Raw genomic sequence first — 19357 nt, forward strand, 5'->3', positions numbered from 1 at the left:
CACTGTCTAAATGGAATCAAAAAGTAAATCTTGTAAGCTGCAGGTTTACTCAGACTTGATCTGCCAGCGAGTGAGCATGCATTCATCAAGACTGTCCGGGCGCTGCAATTCCATCCCAAGCAGGTCGCGTAAAAAATGAGGCAGCAAAAATAAAGGATCCTTCCCATTGGCGATCGTCTCATAGCCTGCACGGAAAGTAAACATGTCCAGCGTACCAACATTATACTCTTTATCATCCTCCAGCGGATTTCCTTCGACAAAAACTGCAATATTGTTATCATACGGTATCTGCTGCGGATCGTACAAGATTTTTATCCCATCTACTGCTAAGCTGCCCAGATAATTCCCGCGAAAGCCATACCCAAAAATCACCTTATTATAAAATTCTTCCGTAAGACTCTGCTCCAAAGCTATGCGAATATCTAGGCCTTTCAGCTTGATTACGCAGGTATTAATGGGAGAAGGACATAGGGCGTGCAGCATTCCCGTTGTAACCTCCCCTTCAGGCAAAGGTCCTAGAAGCTGACCTGTGTTAACTATCGACAAACTGGCGCCTGTAAATCTACGTACAGCTTGGGCTAAAAGATTGCCAAAAGGGGATTCTCCCTGCAAATTCAAAGGAAGCTCACGATCTGTGATCGCAACGGTCTGCTGAAGAGCCTCACGACCACGCTCCAAATGAATAGTAGCGGCAGGACCTACAACCTCTTCCTTCAGTTCTGGGTCAATCGGAATACATTCACCTGCCACCAGACTGAATCCAGTTTGTCCCTCTCTCCGCTCAAATTGAAGCCGCCCGAGGTAACGCCCGAATTTCCCCGCTCCACATACAGCTGTTCCGTTAATCATGAGCGGCTCTTCCAGCATATGATGCGTATGTCCACCAAGAATAGCATGCACACCTTCCAGCCGCTCTGCCAGAATTCGATCTGCGGGAAGCCCCAAATGAGAAAGGATGATTAGAATATCCACCTGGGGAGCTAAAAGAAGGCATTGTTCCCGAAGGGTTGTCTCGGGATCCAGGGCATCCCAGCCCAGCAAGGAATAGAACGAACTAAATGCCGCTGTCGCTCCAGTTATTCCTATTCTGATTCCATCCTTCTCCAAGATGGCATGACGCTTCATCCAGTGGGGAGGTTCCCCTGTTGCAGTCTCCACAAAATTACAGCATACCACTGGGCACTGTAAGCCGGAGAAAATAGAGGATAACATCTCCTGTGAGAATGTTAACCCCTCATTATTACCGATGGTTACAGTATCATATCCTGTTAAGTTAAGTACATCGATGTTAGCCTGACCCATAGTTCCTTCTGTCTCGACGGCTGCACGATCCATATGATCGCCAATATCCAGCAACAGCACAGGCTCTTCCCCCGCTGCAGCTCTTTGTCTCTCGATTTCTGCTGCCAATGGACTCACCATTTCGAAATGGCTATGTATATCATTGGTATGAAGTATGGTCAGTCTTTGCGGCACATGCCCCATTAGCAACATTCCTCCTACCTGTTGAGCCGCTCTTTAATGAAGCAGCCGATGCATGATCTTATAGAGCCTAGCATAACATTTTCAGGCTCATTATGGTATATTGTAGACATTACAACATATTTCAGAGGTGAATAAGTATGCATATCACAATCCGTCTGTTCGCGGGTTTGGCTGAGATTATCGGCTCATCTTCTCTGACCTTTCATGCGACAGAGAATCCCTTAACCGCTGGGAAGTTAAAAGAACTCCTTTCAACCTCTTATCCGGATGCAGCATCCCTAATTGGAACTTCTTTGGTCGCCATTGACCGGGAATATGCACCTGATGAAGCCCTCATCACCGAGTCTGCCGAAGTTGCATTAATCCCTCCCGTTTCCGGTGGAGAGAATGGTTCTTTATATGAGAGCACTTCTGACGGCCTCTATAGCATAACGGATCTGCCTTTAAATGCTGAGAAGCTTCTGGATGCCGTCCTCGACGCCAATCATGGAGCATCCCTATTATTTGTAGGAACTACACGCGAAATGACCGGAGAACTACGTACAACAGCATTAGACTATGAAGCCTATATTCCTATGGCCTTAAGCAAGCTGAAAGAAATTGGTGACGAGGTGCAGAATCGCTGGAATGCACGCTGCGCGATTTCCCACCGCATTGGGCTTGTAGGCCTGAAGGAAGCAAGCGTTATCATTGCCGTCTCTACCCCTCATCGCGATACCTGTTACGAGGCTAGTCGTCTGGCCATTGAACTGCTGAAACAGACCGTCCCTATCTGGAAAAAAGACATCAATGAATCAGGCCAGCACTGGGTAGGCTCTGAACAAAAGGCTGCCGATTCCCTCCACAATTAATCTTCACTCCTTTTTCATTGAAAAATCTGCACTTTGTTGATATTCTGGATAAAATCGGATAAAAGGTGGCATAGGCATTGAGAGTACACGTCTCGGATCTAAAACCTGGTAATCACCTCAACTCAGACGCTTATAGTTCAAGAGGTCTGCATGTATTACCAAAGGGATCGCTGCTCCAGATAGATGATATCGCCAAGCTGATGCAGCATGGAGTTGATTATGTTGATATCCAGACGTTAGTGGAAGAACCTGCCCCATTAAGCAGACCTTCAATTATTCAGACGGTGACCACTAGTTTTGATACCATGATTGACGGCTTTGAGAATCTTTATATGGAAGCACTATTAAAAGGAAGCTTTAACCAATCCGTGGTTAACGACATTCTTCAGCCTTCGCTTCAATCGTTGGACAAGCAAAAGGATGTAGTCTCCCTGCTGCTTCTGCTCGATCGCGAAGATAATTATACCTACAATCACTCTTTGCAGGTAGGTATGCTCTCTTATTATATTGCAATCTGGCTTGGGTATTCCAAACAAGAATGCTATGAGATTGGACGAGCTGGATATTTAATTGATATTGGAAAATGTAGAATCTCACCTGCACTATTAAATAAGCCTGGGAAATTAACCGCGGAAGAATTCGAAGAAGTTAAACTACATACTAAGTACGGCTACGAAATTATCCGCAATTCTATGGATGACTCACATACAGCCTTGGCAGCCTTGCAGCATCATGAACGTGAGGACGGCTCTGGCTATCCTAATAAGCTAACCAAATCCGATATTCATCCTTATGCGCAAATTGCTGCTGTAGCTGACATCTATAGTGCGATGACTTCTAAACGCGTCTATCAGTCCAAGCAAGAGCTTATTTCTGTCCTACGTGAACTAAATGACCTCAGCTTTGGTAAGCTGAACGGCAGAACGGTTCAAGCCTTTATACAGCATTTAATGCCTAACTTTATCGGCAAGCGAGTATTACTGAACACGGGGGACACAGGTGTGATTATCATGAACAATCCAGTTGATATTTTCCGTCCGCTGGTAAAGATCGATGGATTATTTGTCGATCTAGCCCGCGAACGTAACGTTACGATTGTGGAAATCTACATGGACTAGGGCGTTTCTTGAGGTCCTGCGTTGTTTAGCAAAAGGTTCACAGCTGCTGTTTGTACACTAAATCCCCCGGTTTGACTACGGGGGATTTTTTAGTTGTACTTTGTGCAACAAAATTCATGTCTACCAGGCTGACTTCTGATTTAGTTGTACTTTGTGCAACTAGAATCCACATCTAACGAGCTGAATTGTGATTTAGTTGTACTTTGTGCAACAGTATCCACGTCTAACGAGCTGAATTGTGATTTAGTTGTACTTTGTGCAACTAAATCCACTTCTAGCGAGCCGATTTCTGATTTTGTTGTACTTTGTGCAACAGTATCCACGTCTAGCGAGCTGAATTGTGATTTAGTTGTACTTTTGCAACTAAATCCACGTCTAGCGAGCTGAATTGTGATTTAGTTGTTCTTTGTGCAACTAAATCCACGTCTAGCGAGCCGATTTCTGATTTAGTTGTACTTTTGCAACTAAATCCACGTCTAGCGAGCCGATTTCTGATTTAGTTGTACTTTGTGCAACTAAATCCACGTCTAGCGAGCCGATTTCTGATTTAGTTGTACTTTGTGCAACTAGAATTAAGGAAAATGCCCTTAATAAGCACATTTCTCGAAAATAGCTGCACAAAGTGCAATTAACAGTATTTTTATAACGAGAATGGCGGTTACTATTGTACAAACTGCAACTAAACGATTCGTTTCCTGATTACTCCTAAACTTCCCTCGATTTTCACCTCTACTTGTTTCCTTCTGACTTCGAAGATAGTTCCTCCTACCCTCAGCATAGTAAGGCCCCTCAATTTAATTATCTGACGTAACGTTTAAATTTCTCTTCTCATGGCGAGACTAATATGTGGTTTTAAATTGCTGTAGGAGGAAAAAAGCATGCTTCCTGTCCATGAACGCCTTGCCGAGTTGTTCACCCTGAGCCGTAGACGGCAGCTTACTGCTGCTGAGGAAACGGAACAACAGCAGTGCCTGCAAATAAACGCTACCTACTGCTATGAGATGGCCCGATTGCAAAATGAAATCCAATTAGCGGAACAGACAGCTGATCTACAATGGCATCAAGATATTTGTGCACAAATGTTTGAGCTGCGTGTGACGGGCAGGGTATCCAAACGTCCTAAGTAACTGAATAGAAATCTAACCCTGCTGTATTATGTTCTGCTGTTCTTGCATTCTTACGTTCTGCTGTTCTTCCATTCTGCCGTTCTGCTGTTCTGCTGTTCTGCTGTTCTTCCATTCTTCCATTCTTCCATTCTTCCATTCTTCCATTCTACCGTTCTGCCGTTCTGCTGTTCTTGCATTCTTACGTTCTGCTGTTCTGCCGTTCTGCTGTTCTTGCATTCTTACGTTCTGCTGTTCTGCCGTTCTTCCAATCTTCCGTTTTGCCCTTCTTCCGTTCTTCCGTTCTGCCGTTCTTCGGTTACCTTGTCCCGTAATACCTCTGCCATATTCCACTCTACTCTGATCCACCAAGCCCCGGCCACATTAATCACTATATCCCTATAAAAAACAGCCCACCCCGCATTTGCCTAAGCAACGGGAATGAGCTGTTGTTCTGTTCTGTTCCGTTCTGTCGGTCTATAGGAAGCGGAATTGCGCTTCGATCAGACCGTTGTATACCCCATCACGGGATGTCAACTCATGATGGTTTCCTTCTTCTTTAATCTCTCCGTGATCGAGAACGACTATTTTATCCGCATGGCGGATGGTAGAAAGTCTGTGCGCTACGATAAAGGAGGTTCGGCCTTGAAGCAGGATTTTGAGTGCCTCCTGGATCTTCAGCTCTGTCTCCGTATCAATGCTGGCAGTTGCCTCATCCAGGATTAGAATACGCGGATTTGCCAAGAGCGCCCGGGCGAAGGAGAGAAGCTGACGTTGTCCCATCGACAACGCGCTGCCGCGCTCTTCCACCTCTGTCTCATACCCACCGGGCAGCTTCATGATGAAGTCGTGGGCATCCACGGCTTTTGCAGCATTTTCCACTTCTTCATTTGTAGCCTCCAGACGGCCAAAACGGATATTATCCCGAATCGTTCCCGAGAAAATAAAGGTATCTTGCAGCACGATTCCGATCTGCCTTCGCAGGCTGTCTAACGTAACCCCGCGGATATCTTCACCGTCTATCGTGATTCGGCCGCTTTTGATATCATAAAACCGGCCAATCAGGTTAATGATCGTACTTTTACCAGAACCTGTATGACCTACGAGCGCGATCGACTGTCCTGCTTTTACATCCAGATCAATACCTTTTAATGCAGCCCGGCCTTTTTCATATTCAAAAATGACCTTCTCAAAGTTAATATCCCCACGAATCGTTCCCATTGGCTTAGCACCAGGATTATCTTGAACCGCAGGTTGCTCATCCAAATATTCAAAGATCCGTTCCGAGGAAGCCATTGCCACAAGCAGCTGATTGTACATCTGCCCAAGGCGATTAATCGGGTCCCAGAAGTTGCTGACATAAGAACTGAATGCTACCAGCATACCTACTGTGAGTTCTCCAGATTGGATCAGATAAGCCCCCAGCCAAAAGAGGATCATTGTCCCAAAACCACCTGTGACCTCAATAATCGGACCGAACGCCTGGTTCATCGCAGAGGCTTTGTTCCAGGATTTTTTGCTGTCGGTATTCATAACATCGAAATAATTCATATTTTCTTGTTCTTGGGTGTAGGCTTGTGTGACTCTGATTCCCTGAATCGATTCATTTAAATGAGAATTAATTCTGGAGTTCTTCATCCGCACATCCTGCCAAGCGATCCGAATCTTTTGGCGCAGCTTAGTTGAAACAAAGAACATAATCGGAACCGTAACCATTACTGCAAGACCTAGCTTCCAGTTGATCACTAGCAGAATAATGGTAATCCCCATAAGCTGCACGCAGTCGATCATCAGATTGACAACCCCGTTTGTGAACAAGTCCTGCAAAGAGTTGATATCATTGGTTACCCGCACTAATACCGAACCTGCCGGACGTTTATCAAAGAAGTTAAAGGAGAGCTTCTGAATATGCTTGAACAAATCTGAGCGCAAATCATAAATCACTCTTTGGCCGATGATGTTCGTGTATTTAATCCGGTATACTCCCGCAATCCATTGAATCAGATATAAGACGATTACCCCTGCTGTAAGCGAATATAGCAGAGATAAGCTGGGATTCCCCACCTTTGGTGCAATCGCACGGTCAATGGCTAAACTTGTTAGGAACGGGACGGTCAACTTCGTGATAGTTCCCAGAATCATCATGATGGACACCAATGGAAGCATCTGCTTTGCATAAGGCTTCATGTACCCGAACAGTCTGGTGAATTGCTTCCAGTCAAAAGCCTTATCGATGACATCATCATCTTTATATACAAAACGTTCATCCAGCTCTTGCTGCTCGGCTGCTTTATTTTTTGCTCCCGTAGCGGTCATTGGTTTGGCTTCAAGTTTCATATGCCTCACTCCTCCCCTCTTCCGGTCGCTCTGGCCAGATAATCAGCATACTGTATCCGGTATACATCCTGATAAGGACCCGGCACTTCAATTAGCTCTTTATGGGTACCACGCTGCTGTACATGACCTTCGTTCATGACGATAATCTGATCCGCATGGCGCAAGGAGGAGATCCGATGGGCAATAATAAGTGTAGTGCGCCCCTTCATGACCTCTTGGAATCCGGCTTGAATCTCGTGCTCCGTCTCCATATCGACAGCGCTGGTCGCATCATCGAGGATAAGAATCCGCGGATTCTTAAGCAGGGCTCTAGCGATGGCAATCCGTTGCTTTTGTCCACCGGAAAGACCCATTCCGCGCTCACCCACCACAGTGTCATAACCATCTTCCATCTCCATGATGAAATCATGGGCTTTGGCAAGTTGTGCAGCTCGGATAATTTCTTCCATGCTTACATTTTTCAACCCATAGGAGATGTTGTTGCGAATTGAGGAGGAGAACAGGAAGGTCTCCTGAAAGACCGTCGCGATCTGTGAACGCAAGCTGCGAACATTGTATTCTCTTATGTCCATCCCATCCAGTGTGATGCTGCCTTCATTAACGTCATAAGCACGCATCATCAGCTGTGTAATGGTCGATTTACCAGAGCCCGTTCCTCCAAGGAACCCTATAACCGCACCAGATTTAGCCTCAAAATCAATGTCTGTAACCGCAGGCATTTTGTTTCCATAAGCAAATGTGACGTGATTAAACGCTACATCTCCCTTAACCTCAGAAGGTACCAGTTCACGGGCGTTCTCTTTATCCTTCACATCAATATTCTGATTAAGTACTTCCAATACACGTTCTCCCGATGCTTTGGACTGTGTATAGTTATTAATATGGAATCCAAGACCCCAAATCGGTCCAATGATGTACCAAATTAAGCTGAAAAAAGCAACCAGTTCGCCCAGTGACATTTTCCCCTTAATAACTAACGTTCCGCCTACTCCAAGCAGAATAGCTGCACTGATCGATGCTAAAAACTCCATCGCTGGAAAAAACTTACTCCAGAGCTCAGCAGCAAAAATCTGGTTATTCTTATAACGTTCGTTACGGTGCGAGAATTTCTCTACTTCATGAGCCTCTCTCGCAAACGATTTGACGGTGCGCACACCCGTGATATTCTCCTGTACAGCCGTAGTCAGAGAACTGAGCGCAAGGCGCATCTCTTGAAAGGCCGGGTGAATCTTAGACTCAAATTTTAGCGCAATAAACGCCAGGATTGGCATCGTAATCAAAGTTACTAGAGTAAGCTGCCAATTGAGTGAGAACATCATAATCGAACCAAAAATGACCATAAAAAAGACATTAAGCAACTGAGCAAAACCGAAACCGATAAAGTTACGAATCGCTTCCAAATCTCCGGTTAGTCGGGACATCAAATCCCCAGTTTTCGCGGTATCATAATAACGGAAAGATAGGAATTGCAGCTTCTCATAACAAGCATTACGCAGCCGGTATGCAAGAAAGTTACCTAGCCGTCCTCCAAAAAAACCATGTGCAAACTGCAGGCATGCTTTTACTATTACTACAGCTAACACGCTCAATGCGAGCACTGGCACCTCTGTAAACTTAAGTGGCACAATAACATCATCGATCAGCTTTCTTAACAAATTGGGGGTAATCAGCCCCACTGCAGTTGCAGCGGCCAAACATATAATCGAAAGAATCAGAAAATGCAGCTTCTCTCGATAATAACCGCGCAGTTGCCTGAGAACATCCATATCTCTCCTCCTTAAGGCTTACCTAGTAAGCGTTTTTTTGTATAAAGCAAATGTTACATCGTAAGCTAGCTTTTTTTAGCGCTTACAATTTAGTGACTTTATGCAGTGTATCATCCATAATTTAATGCGGCAAAGGGGAGAATTGCGCGTTTTTGCGGTTATTTCGGAAAAAAGCAGCATCTACATGATATAAAGGACCCTCGTTATCTTAAAATGCTCGTGTTTCCTCCTTAATCCTGATGAATGAAGAATCTACATGAATATTGTAATCATCGTGTAATATTAGGAGGACCTTTATTCGGTTTTTTGCATAATTATTGGAATTTATTCCGGGTTTCGAAGAGTTCACTTTTTCGCCGTCTTAAATTTGCCTCAGATGTAAAACTTTTACCACAATTTACCGTAATATAGTAATACAACACTTTTTACTTATATTATGGAGGGGAACTATATTGAAAAAGCAGCTTATTTTATATTGTATTATCGCCATTATCCTTCTCTCAGGGTGTAGCAATACAAATAACAATAACCCTACGGACGCAAACACAGCGATCAACGAATCTAAAAACTTGTTTAATTTCGGGGAAATTTCCTCAAAAGCAGATACAGCAGCACCCTCACCTGAAAAAACGCTAAGAGAAATAAGCAATTTTGTTATTGCCGACATTTGGAATGTAGGGTTTGTAGATGTTATCTCATACACTAGAAGTGGTACAAGCAGTACAGGAACGAGCATGGACATAGACTTTACGGTCGAACAGCTTGGCAAAGCCATGGAAGAGAAAAAAGAATACGATACATATATGAACAAGTTAGATACTAAGTATGATTCTATTAAGAAAATATGGGCCAAGCTTTCACCAGAAATTGATCTTTTATATAAGCAGATCCAGGAGACACCTCCAAAAGCAAACGATGACAGCTTAACACTTGATGCAGGTAAATTTAATCAATATTCAGAGGCTTTTAATAAAGAAGTGAATGATCTGGCAAAACAGTAGCCTTTACTATATAAAAAACCCCGTCAATGATTTGGTGCCATTCTATTCTTTCTCTCATAAAATATAAAATCTACAATGAGAGGTTAGGTGAATAGGATGAGTATACAGTTTCTTGATATGCGGATTTCACAGGGCAGCACTATGGATGCACAAAGTCTTAATTTGGTTCGTTCAGGTGCAGTTTTCGGTGACATTGGACTTCAGACAGTAAATGTTACCCCTGCCAATGCAGGCTTAGTGAGAGTCACATTGAATGCTTTTGCCAGACTTAGTGTTGATGTCAGCATTATAGTTCAGAATGATGTTACTTTTAGTATTTACCGCAATAATGTATTAATTTTCAGTACAACCTACCCCGGAAACATTAATAATACAACGACCCAATATGAAATGGTTGGAATCACCGCTGTCGACTATCCGCCTTCGACCGATGTGCTTACTGGCCAGATCCAATACACCATTGTAGCATCAGCGATTAGAACGGCATCTCTGGGAGCCAGATCCTTCAGTGGAATTGCCGTTGCCGGAAATGGATAATTGAAAATATTAAAGGTAAGTCCCCGGCATTCGGGGATTTTTCAATTGTGCCAATAAAAAAAGCATCCGTAGAAAAATATCTACGGATGCTTTGAAGAAATATAAACGTTAGGAGGACGGGCCTCCATTCATAAGCGCTCTTATTAACCGATTGAACCTTCCATCTCGAACTTGATCAGACGGTTCATTTCGACCGCATATTCCATCGGCAGTTCTTTTGTGAACGGCTCGATGAAGCCCATGATGATCATTTGAGTCGCTTCAGCTTCTGTGAGGCCACGGCTCATCAGGTAAAACAGTTGCTCCTCAGAAACTTTAGACACGGTTGCTTCATGTTCAAGAACGATGTTATCGTTCATGATTTCATTGTAAGGAATAGTATCCGAAGTGGACTCATTATCCAAAATCAGCGTATCACATTTAATGTTCGATTTCGCACCTTCTGCTTGACGGCCGAAGGAAGCTAGACCACGGTAAGTTACTTTACCGCCATGTTTACTGATGGATTTCGATACGATGGTGGATGTTGTATCTGGAGCCAAATGGATCATCTTGGCACCCGCATCCTGATGCTGGTCTTTACCTGCTACCGCGATGGATAGTACTGAACCTTTTGCACCACGACCTTTAAGAACAACCGCAGGATATTTCATGGTCAGCTTGGAACCGATGTTACCATCGACCCATTCCATCGTAGCATTCTCTTCTGCAACCGCACGTTTGGTAACGAGGTTGTAGATGTTTGGAGCCCAGTTCTGGATTGTGGTATAACGAACGCGGGCGTTCTTCATACACAAGATTTCAACAACCGCACTGTGCAGAGAGTTCGTGCTGTAGATTGGAGCAGTACATCCTTCTACGTAATGCACGAAGCTGTCTTCGTCCGCAAGGATCAAAGTACGTTCGAATTGTCCCATGTTCTCGGAGTTAATACGGAAGTAAGCCTGCAAAGGAACTTCACATTTCACACCTTTAGGAACATAGATGAAGCTGCCGCCTGACCAAACTGCACTGTTAAGTGCGGCAAACTTATTATCGGTTGGAGGGATGATCGTCCCGAAATATTTTTTCAGAAGCTCTGGGTGCTCACGCAATGCAGTGTCGGTATCTGTAAAAATAACCCCTTGATCTTCAAGGCTCTTCTGCATGCTGTGATAGACTACCTCAGATTCATATTGTGCCGATACGCCGGCGAGGAACTTCTGTTCCGCTTCCGGAATCCCCAGCTTGTCAAAGGTTTCTTTGATTTCGGAAGGAACTTCTTCCCAAGTCTTCCCTTGCTTCTCTGAAGGTCTTACATAATATTGAATATCCTCGAAGTCCAAATCATCCATATTGCCGCCCCATGTAGGCATTGGCATTTTACGGAACTGCTCCAAAGATTTCAAGCGGAAGTCAAGCATCCACTGTGGTTCATTTTTGATCGCTGAAATTTCTTTAACAATTTCGGCCGTCAAACCTTTACCAGACTGGAATATCGACTTATGCTCATCACGGAACCCGTACTGGTATTCTTCCATATCAGGCGCTTTCTTAGCCATGGTGTCAGCCTCCTTGTTCTACTGTTATTTATGTTGCTCTTCTTCGTCAATTCCTTTACGAAGTGCGTTCCAAGCCAGTGTTGCGCATTTGATCCGCGCAGGGAATTTATTCACACCCGAAAGGGCTTCAATGTCTTCGTAATCTCCAAAATCCACGTCTTCACCCTTCATCAGTAAGGAGAAGTTATCGGCCAGTTCAAGCGCACGTTCAACCGTTTGTCCTTTGATCGCCTCAGTCATCATCGAAGCCGATGACATACTGATCGAACAGCCTTCACCATTATAACGGGCATCCTTTACAATTCCATCCTCTACCTTAAGCTGAAGAGTAATACGGTCACCACAGGTTGGATTATTCAGTTCGATTTTTAGAGCATCATCTTCAAATGAACCGCGATTCCGAGGACTTTTATAATGATCCATAATTACGCGTCTGTATAAGTCATCCAAGTTCATAGCTGAAGTACTCCTTTGTCTTGATTAAAGCGTCCACCAATCGATCTACATCCTGCTCAGTATTATACAGATAAAAGCTTGCACGTGCTGTAGAGCTGGCTTCCAGCCAGCGCATCAGCGGCTGACAGCAGTGATGACCAGCGCGGATGGCAATACCTTCCGCATCTAGCACTGTAGCGACATCATGCGGGTGAACGTCACCCAGATTAAAGGTGACAACGCCGACTTCACGATTCCGAGGACCATAAATGTTCAGACCCTCGATCTCTGACAGACGTTGCTCTGCATACGCTGCAAGAGCTTTCTCATGGCGGTGTATCTCATCCAATCCGATTTCTTGTAAGAAATCAATGGCTGCACCTAAACCAACAGCACCAGCTATGATCGGCGTACCGCCTTCAAACTTCCAAGGCAGTTCTTTCCATGTGGATTCATAAAGACCCACATCATCAATCATCTCGCCACCGAATTCGACGGGCTCCATGGCTTCGAGAAGTGCTCTCTTGCCATACAAAGCGCCAATTCCGGTTGGTGCGAGCATTTTATGACCAGATAGTGCATAGAAATCACAATCCAGATCCTGCATATCGACTTTCATATGTGGTGTGCTTTGTGCACCATCTACGACAATTACTGCACCATGACGATGAGCAATAGCCGCAAGCTCTTTAATAGGATGAGTTACTCCCATAACGTTGGATACATAAGCGATAGCAACGATCTTGGTTTTATCCGTAATCGTCTGCTCGGCAGCTTCCAACGTAACCGTTCCATCAGGTTGCAACGGTATATATTTTAATGTAGCACCTGTCTTCTTAGCGAGCTGCTGCCATGGAATCAGATTACTATGATGCTCCATTAAGGTGATGACGATTTCGTCGCCTTCACCCACAGCAGAGGGTCCATAAGAAGAGGCCACAATATTTAATGCTGTAGTTGTTCCGCGTGTAAAGATAATTTCTTTAGTGCTGCGGGCGTTAATAAACTTAGCTAGCTTCTCCCGGGCTCCCTCGTAGGCATCGGTTGCTCGGCTGCCTAAAGTATGGACGCCACGGTGTACGTTGGCGTTATCCCACTCATAATACGACTTGACCGCCTCAATCACTTTCCGAGGCTTCTGTGAAGTAGCAGCACTGTCCAGATAGACTAGTGGATGTCCGTTCACATTTTGGTTCAGTATGGGAAATTGCTCCCGGATGGCGTTGCTAATCATTGCACTAACTTCCTTTCCACAAGAGATTGGAGCTGATTGCGCAGTCCCTCCAGTGGAATTTGTGACACAACAGGAGCCAAGAAGCCGTAGATGATCAGAGTCTCTGCATCATGCCGTGTAATTCCGCGGGACATTAGGTAAAAGACTTGCTCGTGATTGACCTGTCCTACGGAAGCGGCATGGCCGGCTGTAACATCATCTTCATCAATAAGCAGGATCGGATTGGCGTCACCACGGGCTTTTGGACTCAGCATCAATACTTTTTCCGTTTGCTGGCCATCCGCTCTAGTAGCACCTTTCTCAATCTTGGTGATTCCGTTGATGATAGAAGTAGCAGAATCACGCATAACTGCACGAGTGATCATATCACTTGGTGTGCTTTTGCCAAAATGCTGAGCTTGAGTGGTGTAATTCAGTTTCTGTGATCCCGTACCTACTGCAATTACTTTAGCATCGGAGCTAGAACCGTTGCCTTTAAGCACAGACTTGGTATCACTCGCAGTATCTCCGTAGTTCATCTCACCAACGATCCATTCGATGACTCCGTCATTCTCAACAACAGCCCGGCGATAAGTTACATCTGTAGTATCTACACCAAGCTGATGCACTGTAGCATAACGAACTTTAGCGCCAGCGCCCACGAATACCTCTACCGCACCATTGTGTAGTCCAGCTTCTTCTTTATCCGATACGTAGTTGTCTACATAGGTTACGGAACTGTTAGTATCAGCTACGACCAGAATGTGTGGAACAAAAGTAGCTTCCGCATCATCCGTTAACAGCACTGCTTGAAGCGGAGTTTCAATAACAACATTCTTAGGAACATAGAGGAATACTCCACCATTCCACAATGCAGCATGAAGCGCTGCGATAGAATGTTCGTCTGGCTGAATGGCTTTATGCAGGTAACGTTGAACCAAATCTCCGTGTTCTTTAACAGCTGTCTGTAGATCTGTAAAAATAACACCCTGTTCTGCAAGCTCAGGAGCGATACGTGTATATACTGCACCAGAGTTGCGTTGAATAATCAGGCTGCCTTCCTCCTGATCCTTGATCAAGGAAGAAATAGATGCAGGTGCATCACTTAGCGAAGCAAAAGGTTCACTTGCTTTATAGCTACCATAATTATTGACATTCCAACGATCAATCCGTGTCTTCTCTAATTTAGGCAGTGTCAGAGTAGCTGCCAATTCTAGTGCCTTCAAGCGGCTTTCTTTCAGCCAACCCGGTTCGCCGCTGCTGTGCGATAATTCGCTCAAGCGTTCGGCATCCACCGGAAGAATGGTCTGTGTCGTCATAGTGGTCTCCTCCTTCCTGGCGTTTCTTACGCTTCTTGCCCTACAGTTTCATCTTCAATTCCGAGTTCTTCTTTAATCCATTCATAACCCTCTGCTTCCAGACGCTGTGCAAGCTCTGGACCACCGGATTTCACGATTCTACCTTGCATCATAACGTGAACATAATCAGGTTTGATGTAGTTCAAAAGACGTTGATAGTGGGTAATAACTAAGAAGCCGCGTTCTTCGCTCCGCATGGAGTTTACGCCTTCAGCTACAATTTTCAAAGCATCAATATCAAGACCGGAGTCAATTTCGTCCAAGATCACGATTTTTGGATCCAGCATCATCATTTGTAGAATTTCATTACGTTTCTTCTCACCACCGGAGAAGCCTTCGTTCAAGTAACGGTGTAAAAACTCAGGGTTCATATCTAGTTCTTTCATCTTTGCTTCCATTTGGCGAATAAAACGAATCAACGAGATTTCGCTTCCCTCTTCACGACGGGAATTAATGGCAGAACGCAAGAAGTCGGAGTTAGTTACTCCAGAGATTTCGCTTGGATATTGCATTGCAAGGAAAAGACCTGCACGTGCGCGTTCATCAACAGCCATCTCCAGAAGATCTTCACCATCAAGAGTTGCAGTTCCATCAGTTACTTCGTATTTAGGATGACCCATTAGCGCCGAAGCCAAAGTACTTTTACCTGTACCGTTTGGTCCCATGATGGCGTGAATTTCGCCACCTTTCATTTGAAGGTTAATCCCCTTCAAAATTTCTTTTCCCTCAATCGTCGCTTTAAGACCCTCAATGACAAATTCTGCTGCCATAATATTATTCCCTCCATTGATCGATTTGCGAAATCAAAAGTTGTATTGAAACAGGATAATCCTGATTCCCAGCACAATTAGATTTTCTATCACATTATAATTATTATAAATTGAATCACAATGATTATCAATGATTCTCACTAATTTTATATCAAACCTTGTTTTTTTACAAATTTCTCTTTAGCTAATCACTTGTGACTCAGAGAAGATTTTCATTAAGTATAAGACTAACGCAAAAATAAGACTTCCCGCAGGAAGCCTTATTCAAACTGCTTAATGATTAGCTAAGAAATGAACGTAGCATCCATTGGTGTTTCTCCAGATCACTACGGATTTTAATGAACATATCTGAGGTTGGCTGATCCTTGGTTTCTTCGGCAAGCTCGATGCCTTCTGTCAGCTCTTCAGAGATGGTGGCGAAGTCTTCAATCAGAGACTGAACCATTCCCCGTGTATCTTCCTTACCTGTAGCTTCTTGAATTGTAGCTAATTCCAAATATTCTTTCAATGTTGCTGCCGGACTGCCTTTGATGGTTAGCAAGCGTTCTGCTACTTCATCCATGTGAAGGGTTACCTCATTATATAATTCCTCAAATTTCACATGAAGGGAGAAAAACTGTTCTCCTTTGACATACCAATGAAAGTTATGAATTTTTACGTACAAGACATTTAAGTTAGCAACCTGACGATTCATGATCTGTTCCAGTGAAGTTGTATTTACTTTATTCGATGCTTTAGCCATGAGATGATCCCTACCTTATCCATTATATTTACCGGTTACTATTTCCTTCGTCCGGTAGTAACTTGTCTATTCTTAATTTACCCTTTTACCTGTAATACGAAACAAGGAGAAGCCTTCCATAACCCCTTTATTTGTACTAGCATGAGCAAAGACACACCCGATTATGCTTAAATGTGAATACTTGCACACAAACAAAAAGGGCCTAAGCCCCGTTTGTTTGGAATTGTTAAATTTTCCGGTCAGACCATAAGAAGTAACGCTTCCGCACCCGTCATACCTGGTACGATGCCAAGACTCTCTGCTTCTATCGTTACAGACTCCAACGGGGCAGCTAAAAGCTGGGCAAGCGTCCGTACACCCACCGCACGAGCTGCGATGATATGCCGGTCACTAAGTGTTTCATTGAGGAGACCGACATCCAGTGCACCGCACATAATATAACCTCGGTTCGTGCTGATGGAGAGCAGTGTAGTTTTGGGAAGCTTAACCTCTACCCCGATCAGCGTATGTTCACCTACTGTAATAGGCTCCATAGTAACCAATAGCAGCACCTCCTTTTTTTCACTATCCACGTTGTATATGTATGCTAATTTTCCTGTGGGTGTGCTGACGGTAGTCCTATGCCTAGTATAAAATGCAGTATAATAGTCCCTATTCCAGTAGTCCTGGGTATATGAATATTGCATGTTTAATGTTATAGTTAATTACATTCCTGTAACCATTCAGAGATGTTCTAAACGAAAAGCTGGGGGATTTATGGACGAGAAACTACAACGCACAGACGGCAATTATTTATTTAACGTCGACATCCTGATTAATGCCCGTACCAACCCGCTTGCACTGCAATTTCTGCTCGAAATGTTGAACAATAATGACCATATCACAGATTTCAACATTAACTCCGGTCTTGAATTAGGGAGAACCATTGACAGCTTGCTACGCTCCGCTAAACTAGCTTTGAATCAAAACTCTGCTCCTCCCATTTCATTAAAGCTGCCTCCAAAATCCACAAAGAAGCAGCTGGATACACCGATAAAAAAACAGGCAGAAACGCCTGCACAGCAAACGGCAATTGAAACGCCAGCTGATGCATACGGGAAGATTCGTCAGTATATTCAGAATAATCAATTGGTACGTTTACGAGCGAACCGGTACGGGAAACAAGTGTCCATGCCCTGTCGTATTTTAAACTTTGATGAAGCAGCCAACTCTATAAGTGTCTACCATGTGGATGAGAAGCAGGTGTACAGCTTTAATCTAAATGAAATCGACGAGTTTCTGTAAGCGCATGCGTTACAAGCAAATAAGCACCCTCCCTCTTTGGGAATAGGTGCTTATTGGTCTTTCTTTTCCTAACAACTAAGACGACGTTTTACGTGAAAATCCTTCTATCGCAAGGCATAACCAGCCAATTATAAAGCATACCCCACCGATAGGTGTAATCGCTCCTAGCACCTTAATTCCGGAGATACTCAGAACATACAAACTGCCAGAGAACAAAATGGTACCTGCAATTAACAATCGACCCGCCCAACGTAATCGGGCACTTTCGCCCCATTGGCCCACAGCCAGTGCGATGAGAATTACCCCCAGCGCATGTACCAAGTGATACTGCACGCCAGTCTCATATACCTTCATATAGTCTTCACTGATAACTGGTTTTAGTAGATGGGCACCGAAAGCACCAATTCCTACTGCCAGCATTGCTAGCACAGCCCCCCAGGCCATAAATTTCCGTTGCAAATGATTACACCCCCTTAATTTTAGACTCATTCTATCATAACGTAATGCCAGCTCCTATTTCCAGCAGTCATTTTTTAATTTGCCTCATTCAGGGGTTGCTTTTTTAGCATCAATATGAAAAAGTGGATATTAACAACATTTTCATTCTAATCTCTCAAGGAGTGCAAACCATGGACTTAAATTCTCTGTCAAAATCAGACGTACCTGCGGCAGAGGTAGGAAATCCCAGCCCTCATCCGGATTACCCAAGCGCTGATTTATCGTCTACGCATCAAAAAGTAGAACATGATCTTCAACATTCTGGACCTGGTATTGCTTCATTCATTATCTGTCTCGTGTCGATCATCGGCTACGCAGCCATCTTTATCTCTATTATAATGAAGTCTTCTTCATTGGTTAATGAGAATTCCGAACTATTAAGCCAGTCCTCGCAATTCATAATGCTTCTAGGATTAACGGTTATTATTCTGGCTGCTCTTAATGTAATCGGTGTAGTCATCGGCATCATTGGGCTTTCCATTCGGAAACGGCGCAAGGTGTTTGGCATTATTGGCACGATAGTCAATGGTGTTATTATCTTACTCTTTATGCTGCTTATTACAACCTTTCTAGTCAATGCAGGAACGCTTTAAGCTTCTTTTAAACATGCTAACTTCATTAAAAAGGGTATCCCAACAACTTTGAGCTGTTGTGGGGATACCCTCATTTTATGTATGAAGCTAAAATCTGCATCGGGGAGTCCTCATCGTCATCCGCGGCTTGCGGACTCAGATGACGTTATTTACGAATTTTCGCCCTTTGGAGCAGAGTTTCGGACCCCAGTGACGCTATTGCATCGAAAAAGGATCCTATTGGGCGCTTTTCATGGCAATAGCTGCGATAGGGTCCGATAGTAATTCAAATATCGGAAAAAGCTGCGTATAAGGGCCGCTGGGTCCGATGATGCTGAGTCCGATAATGCTGAATCCGATAATGCTGAATCCGATAATGCTGAATCCTATCCCTCATCCGCTCACGGACTCAGATGACGTTATTTACGTTTTTTACGCCTTTGGAGCACAGTTTCAGACCCCAGTGACGCTATTGCATCGAAAAAGGTTCATATTGGGCTCTTTTTATGGCAATAGCTGCGATGGGGTCCGATAGTAATTCAAATATCGGAAAAAGCTGCGTATAAGGGCCGCTGGGTCCGATGATGCTGAGTCCAATATAGGGGCTACCAGTTCCGTTAGTGGGGCTGCTAGATCCATAGTGGTGCTGCTAGATCCATAGTGATGCAGCTAGGTATGCGTACTGTGATCGACCAAACAAAGTTTAGTGTTTTGAGCAAGAACTATACTTAAAAAATACGAGGGTG

General features: G+C 44.1%; 19 protein-coding genes. 7 read left to right on the forward strand and 12 right to left on the reverse strand.

From position 1 onward, the window contains the following. Positions 1-45: 45 nt before the first annotated feature. The gene (locus MHH49_RS01185) at positions 46-1485 is read right to left on the reverse strand and encodes a bifunctional metallophosphatase/5'-nucleotidase (protein WP_036684085.1); all 1440 of its coding nucleotides are present in this window, start codon (positions 1483-1485) and stop codon (positions 46-48) included. A gap of 137 nt (positions 1486-1622) precedes the next feature. Between MHH49_RS01185 and MHH49_RS01190 the strand changes: the two genes are divergently transcribed. From MHH49_RS01190 to MHH49_RS01200, 3 genes are all read left to right on the forward strand, one after another. Further along, entirely contained in the window at positions 1623-2336 is a 714-nt protein-coding gene (locus MHH49_RS01190) for a molybdenum cofactor biosynthesis protein (protein ID WP_036684088.1), read from the forward strand. Positions 2337-2413: 77 nt separating this feature from the next. Then, positions 2414-3454, forward strand: a complete 1041-nt coding sequence (locus MHH49_RS01195) for an HD-GYP domain-containing protein (protein ID WP_036684091.1) — start codon at positions 2414-2416, stop codon at positions 3452-3454. Between the two features lie 878 nt (positions 3455-4332). Beyond that, entirely contained in the window at positions 4333-4581 is a 249-nt protein-coding gene (locus MHH49_RS01200) for a DUF7667 family protein (RefSeq protein WP_052096900.1), read from the forward strand. 12 nt (positions 4582-4593) lie between these two features. Here MHH49_RS01200 and MHH49_RS01205 read toward each other — a convergent pair whose 3' ends face one another. The 3 genes from MHH49_RS01205 to MHH49_RS01215 form a co-directional block, all read right to left on the reverse strand. Beyond that, entirely contained in the window at positions 4594-4926 is a 333-nt protein-coding gene (locus tag MHH49_RS01205; protein ID WP_339211714.1) for a hypothetical protein, read from the reverse strand. Between the two features lie 108 nt (positions 4927-5034). After that, positions 5035-6873: an ABC transporter ATP-binding protein gene (locus MHH49_RS01210; RefSeq protein ID WP_340952855.1), complete on the reverse strand. Its 1839-nt coding sequence runs from the start codon at positions 6871-6873 to the stop codon at positions 5035-5037. A 26-nt stretch (positions 6874-6899) separates the two neighbouring features. Beyond that, on the reverse strand, positions 6900-8660 hold the full coding sequence (locus MHH49_RS01215) for an ABC transporter ATP-binding protein (RefSeq protein WP_036684103.1): 1761 nt from the start codon (positions 8658-8660) through the stop codon (positions 6900-6902). Positions 8661-9112: 452 nt separating this feature from the next. On the opposite strand from MHH49_RS01215, the gene MHH49_RS01220 reads away from it, so the two are divergent. Together MHH49_RS01220 and MHH49_RS01225 are read left to right on the forward strand one after the other, a co-directional pair. Beyond that, positions 9113-9661, forward strand: coding sequence for a hypothetical protein (locus tag MHH49_RS01220; RefSeq protein WP_052096898.1), 549 nt, complete (start codon positions 9113-9115; stop codon positions 9659-9661). A 96-nt stretch (positions 9662-9757) separates the two neighbouring features. Then, on the forward strand, positions 9758-10198 hold the full coding sequence (locus tag MHH49_RS01225) for a hypothetical protein (RefSeq protein WP_036684106.1): 441 nt from the start codon (positions 9758-9760) through the stop codon (positions 10196-10198). Between the two features lie 143 nt (positions 10199-10341). Here the strand turns inward: MHH49_RS01225 and sufB are convergent, their stop codons facing one another. From sufB to MHH49_RS01260, 7 genes are all read right to left on the reverse strand, one after another. Further along, positions 10342-11739, reverse strand: coding sequence for a Fe-S cluster assembly protein SufB (gene sufB / locus MHH49_RS01230; RefSeq protein ID WP_036684335.1), 1398 nt, complete (start codon positions 11737-11739; stop codon positions 10342-10344). 24 nt (positions 11740-11763) lie between these two features. Continuing rightward, positions 11764-12195, reverse strand: coding sequence for a Fe-S cluster assembly sulfur transfer protein SufU (gene sufU / locus MHH49_RS01235; RefSeq protein WP_036684339.1), 432 nt, complete (start codon positions 12193-12195; stop codon positions 11764-11766). Continuing rightward, a complete protein-coding gene (locus tag MHH49_RS01240; RefSeq protein WP_326047835.1) occupies positions 12182-13408 on the reverse strand; it encodes a cysteine desulfurase in 1227 nt (408 codons plus the stop codon). Before MHH49_RS01240 ends, sufU begins: the two co-directional genes overlap by 14 nt. Beyond that, complete coding sequence (gene sufD, locus MHH49_RS01245; RefSeq protein WP_036684344.1) at positions 13405-14706, reverse strand: Fe-S cluster assembly protein SufD; 1302 nt, start codon at positions 14704-14706, stop codon at positions 13405-13407. Before sufD ends, MHH49_RS01240 begins: the two co-directional genes overlap by 4 nt. Positions 14707-14732: 26 nt before the next feature. Next, positions 14733-15515, reverse strand: coding sequence for a Fe-S cluster assembly ATPase SufC (gene sufC / locus MHH49_RS01250; protein WP_036684347.1), 783 nt, complete (start codon positions 15513-15515; stop codon positions 14733-14735). Between the two features lie 280 nt (positions 15516-15795). Further along, positions 15796-16257: a Dps family protein gene (locus tag MHH49_RS01255; RefSeq protein ID WP_036684350.1), complete on the reverse strand. Its 462-nt coding sequence runs from the start codon at positions 16255-16257 to the stop codon at positions 15796-15798. A 239-nt stretch (positions 16258-16496) separates the two neighbouring features. Continuing rightward, positions 16497-16799, reverse strand: a complete 303-nt coding sequence (locus MHH49_RS01260; RefSeq protein ID WP_036684352.1) for a YunC family protein — start codon at positions 16797-16799, stop codon at positions 16497-16499. A gap of 214 nt (positions 16800-17013) precedes the next feature. On the opposite strand from MHH49_RS01260, the gene MHH49_RS01265 reads away from it, so the two are divergent. Continuing rightward, entirely contained in the window at positions 17014-17541 is a 528-nt protein-coding gene (locus MHH49_RS01265; RefSeq protein ID WP_036684355.1) for a hypothetical protein, read from the forward strand. Positions 17542-17616: 75 nt separating this feature from the next. Here the strand turns inward: MHH49_RS01265 and MHH49_RS01270 are convergent, their stop codons facing one another. Further along, a complete protein-coding gene (locus MHH49_RS01270) occupies positions 17617-18000 on the reverse strand; it encodes a DUF423 domain-containing protein (RefSeq protein WP_036684358.1) in 384 nt (127 codons plus the stop codon). 170 nt (positions 18001-18170) lie between these two features. Between MHH49_RS01270 and MHH49_RS01275 the strand changes: the two genes are divergently transcribed. Continuing rightward, on the forward strand, positions 18171-18632 hold the full coding sequence (locus MHH49_RS01275) for a hypothetical protein (protein WP_051491333.1): 462 nt from the start codon (positions 18171-18173) through the stop codon (positions 18630-18632). Positions 18633-19357: the final 725 nt, after the last annotated feature.

The organism is Paenibacillus sp. FSL F4-0122 (assembly GCF_038002845.1).
GTDB lineage: Bacteria > Bacillota > Bacilli > Paenibacillales > Paenibacillaceae > Paenibacillus_AQ > Paenibacillus_AQ odorifer.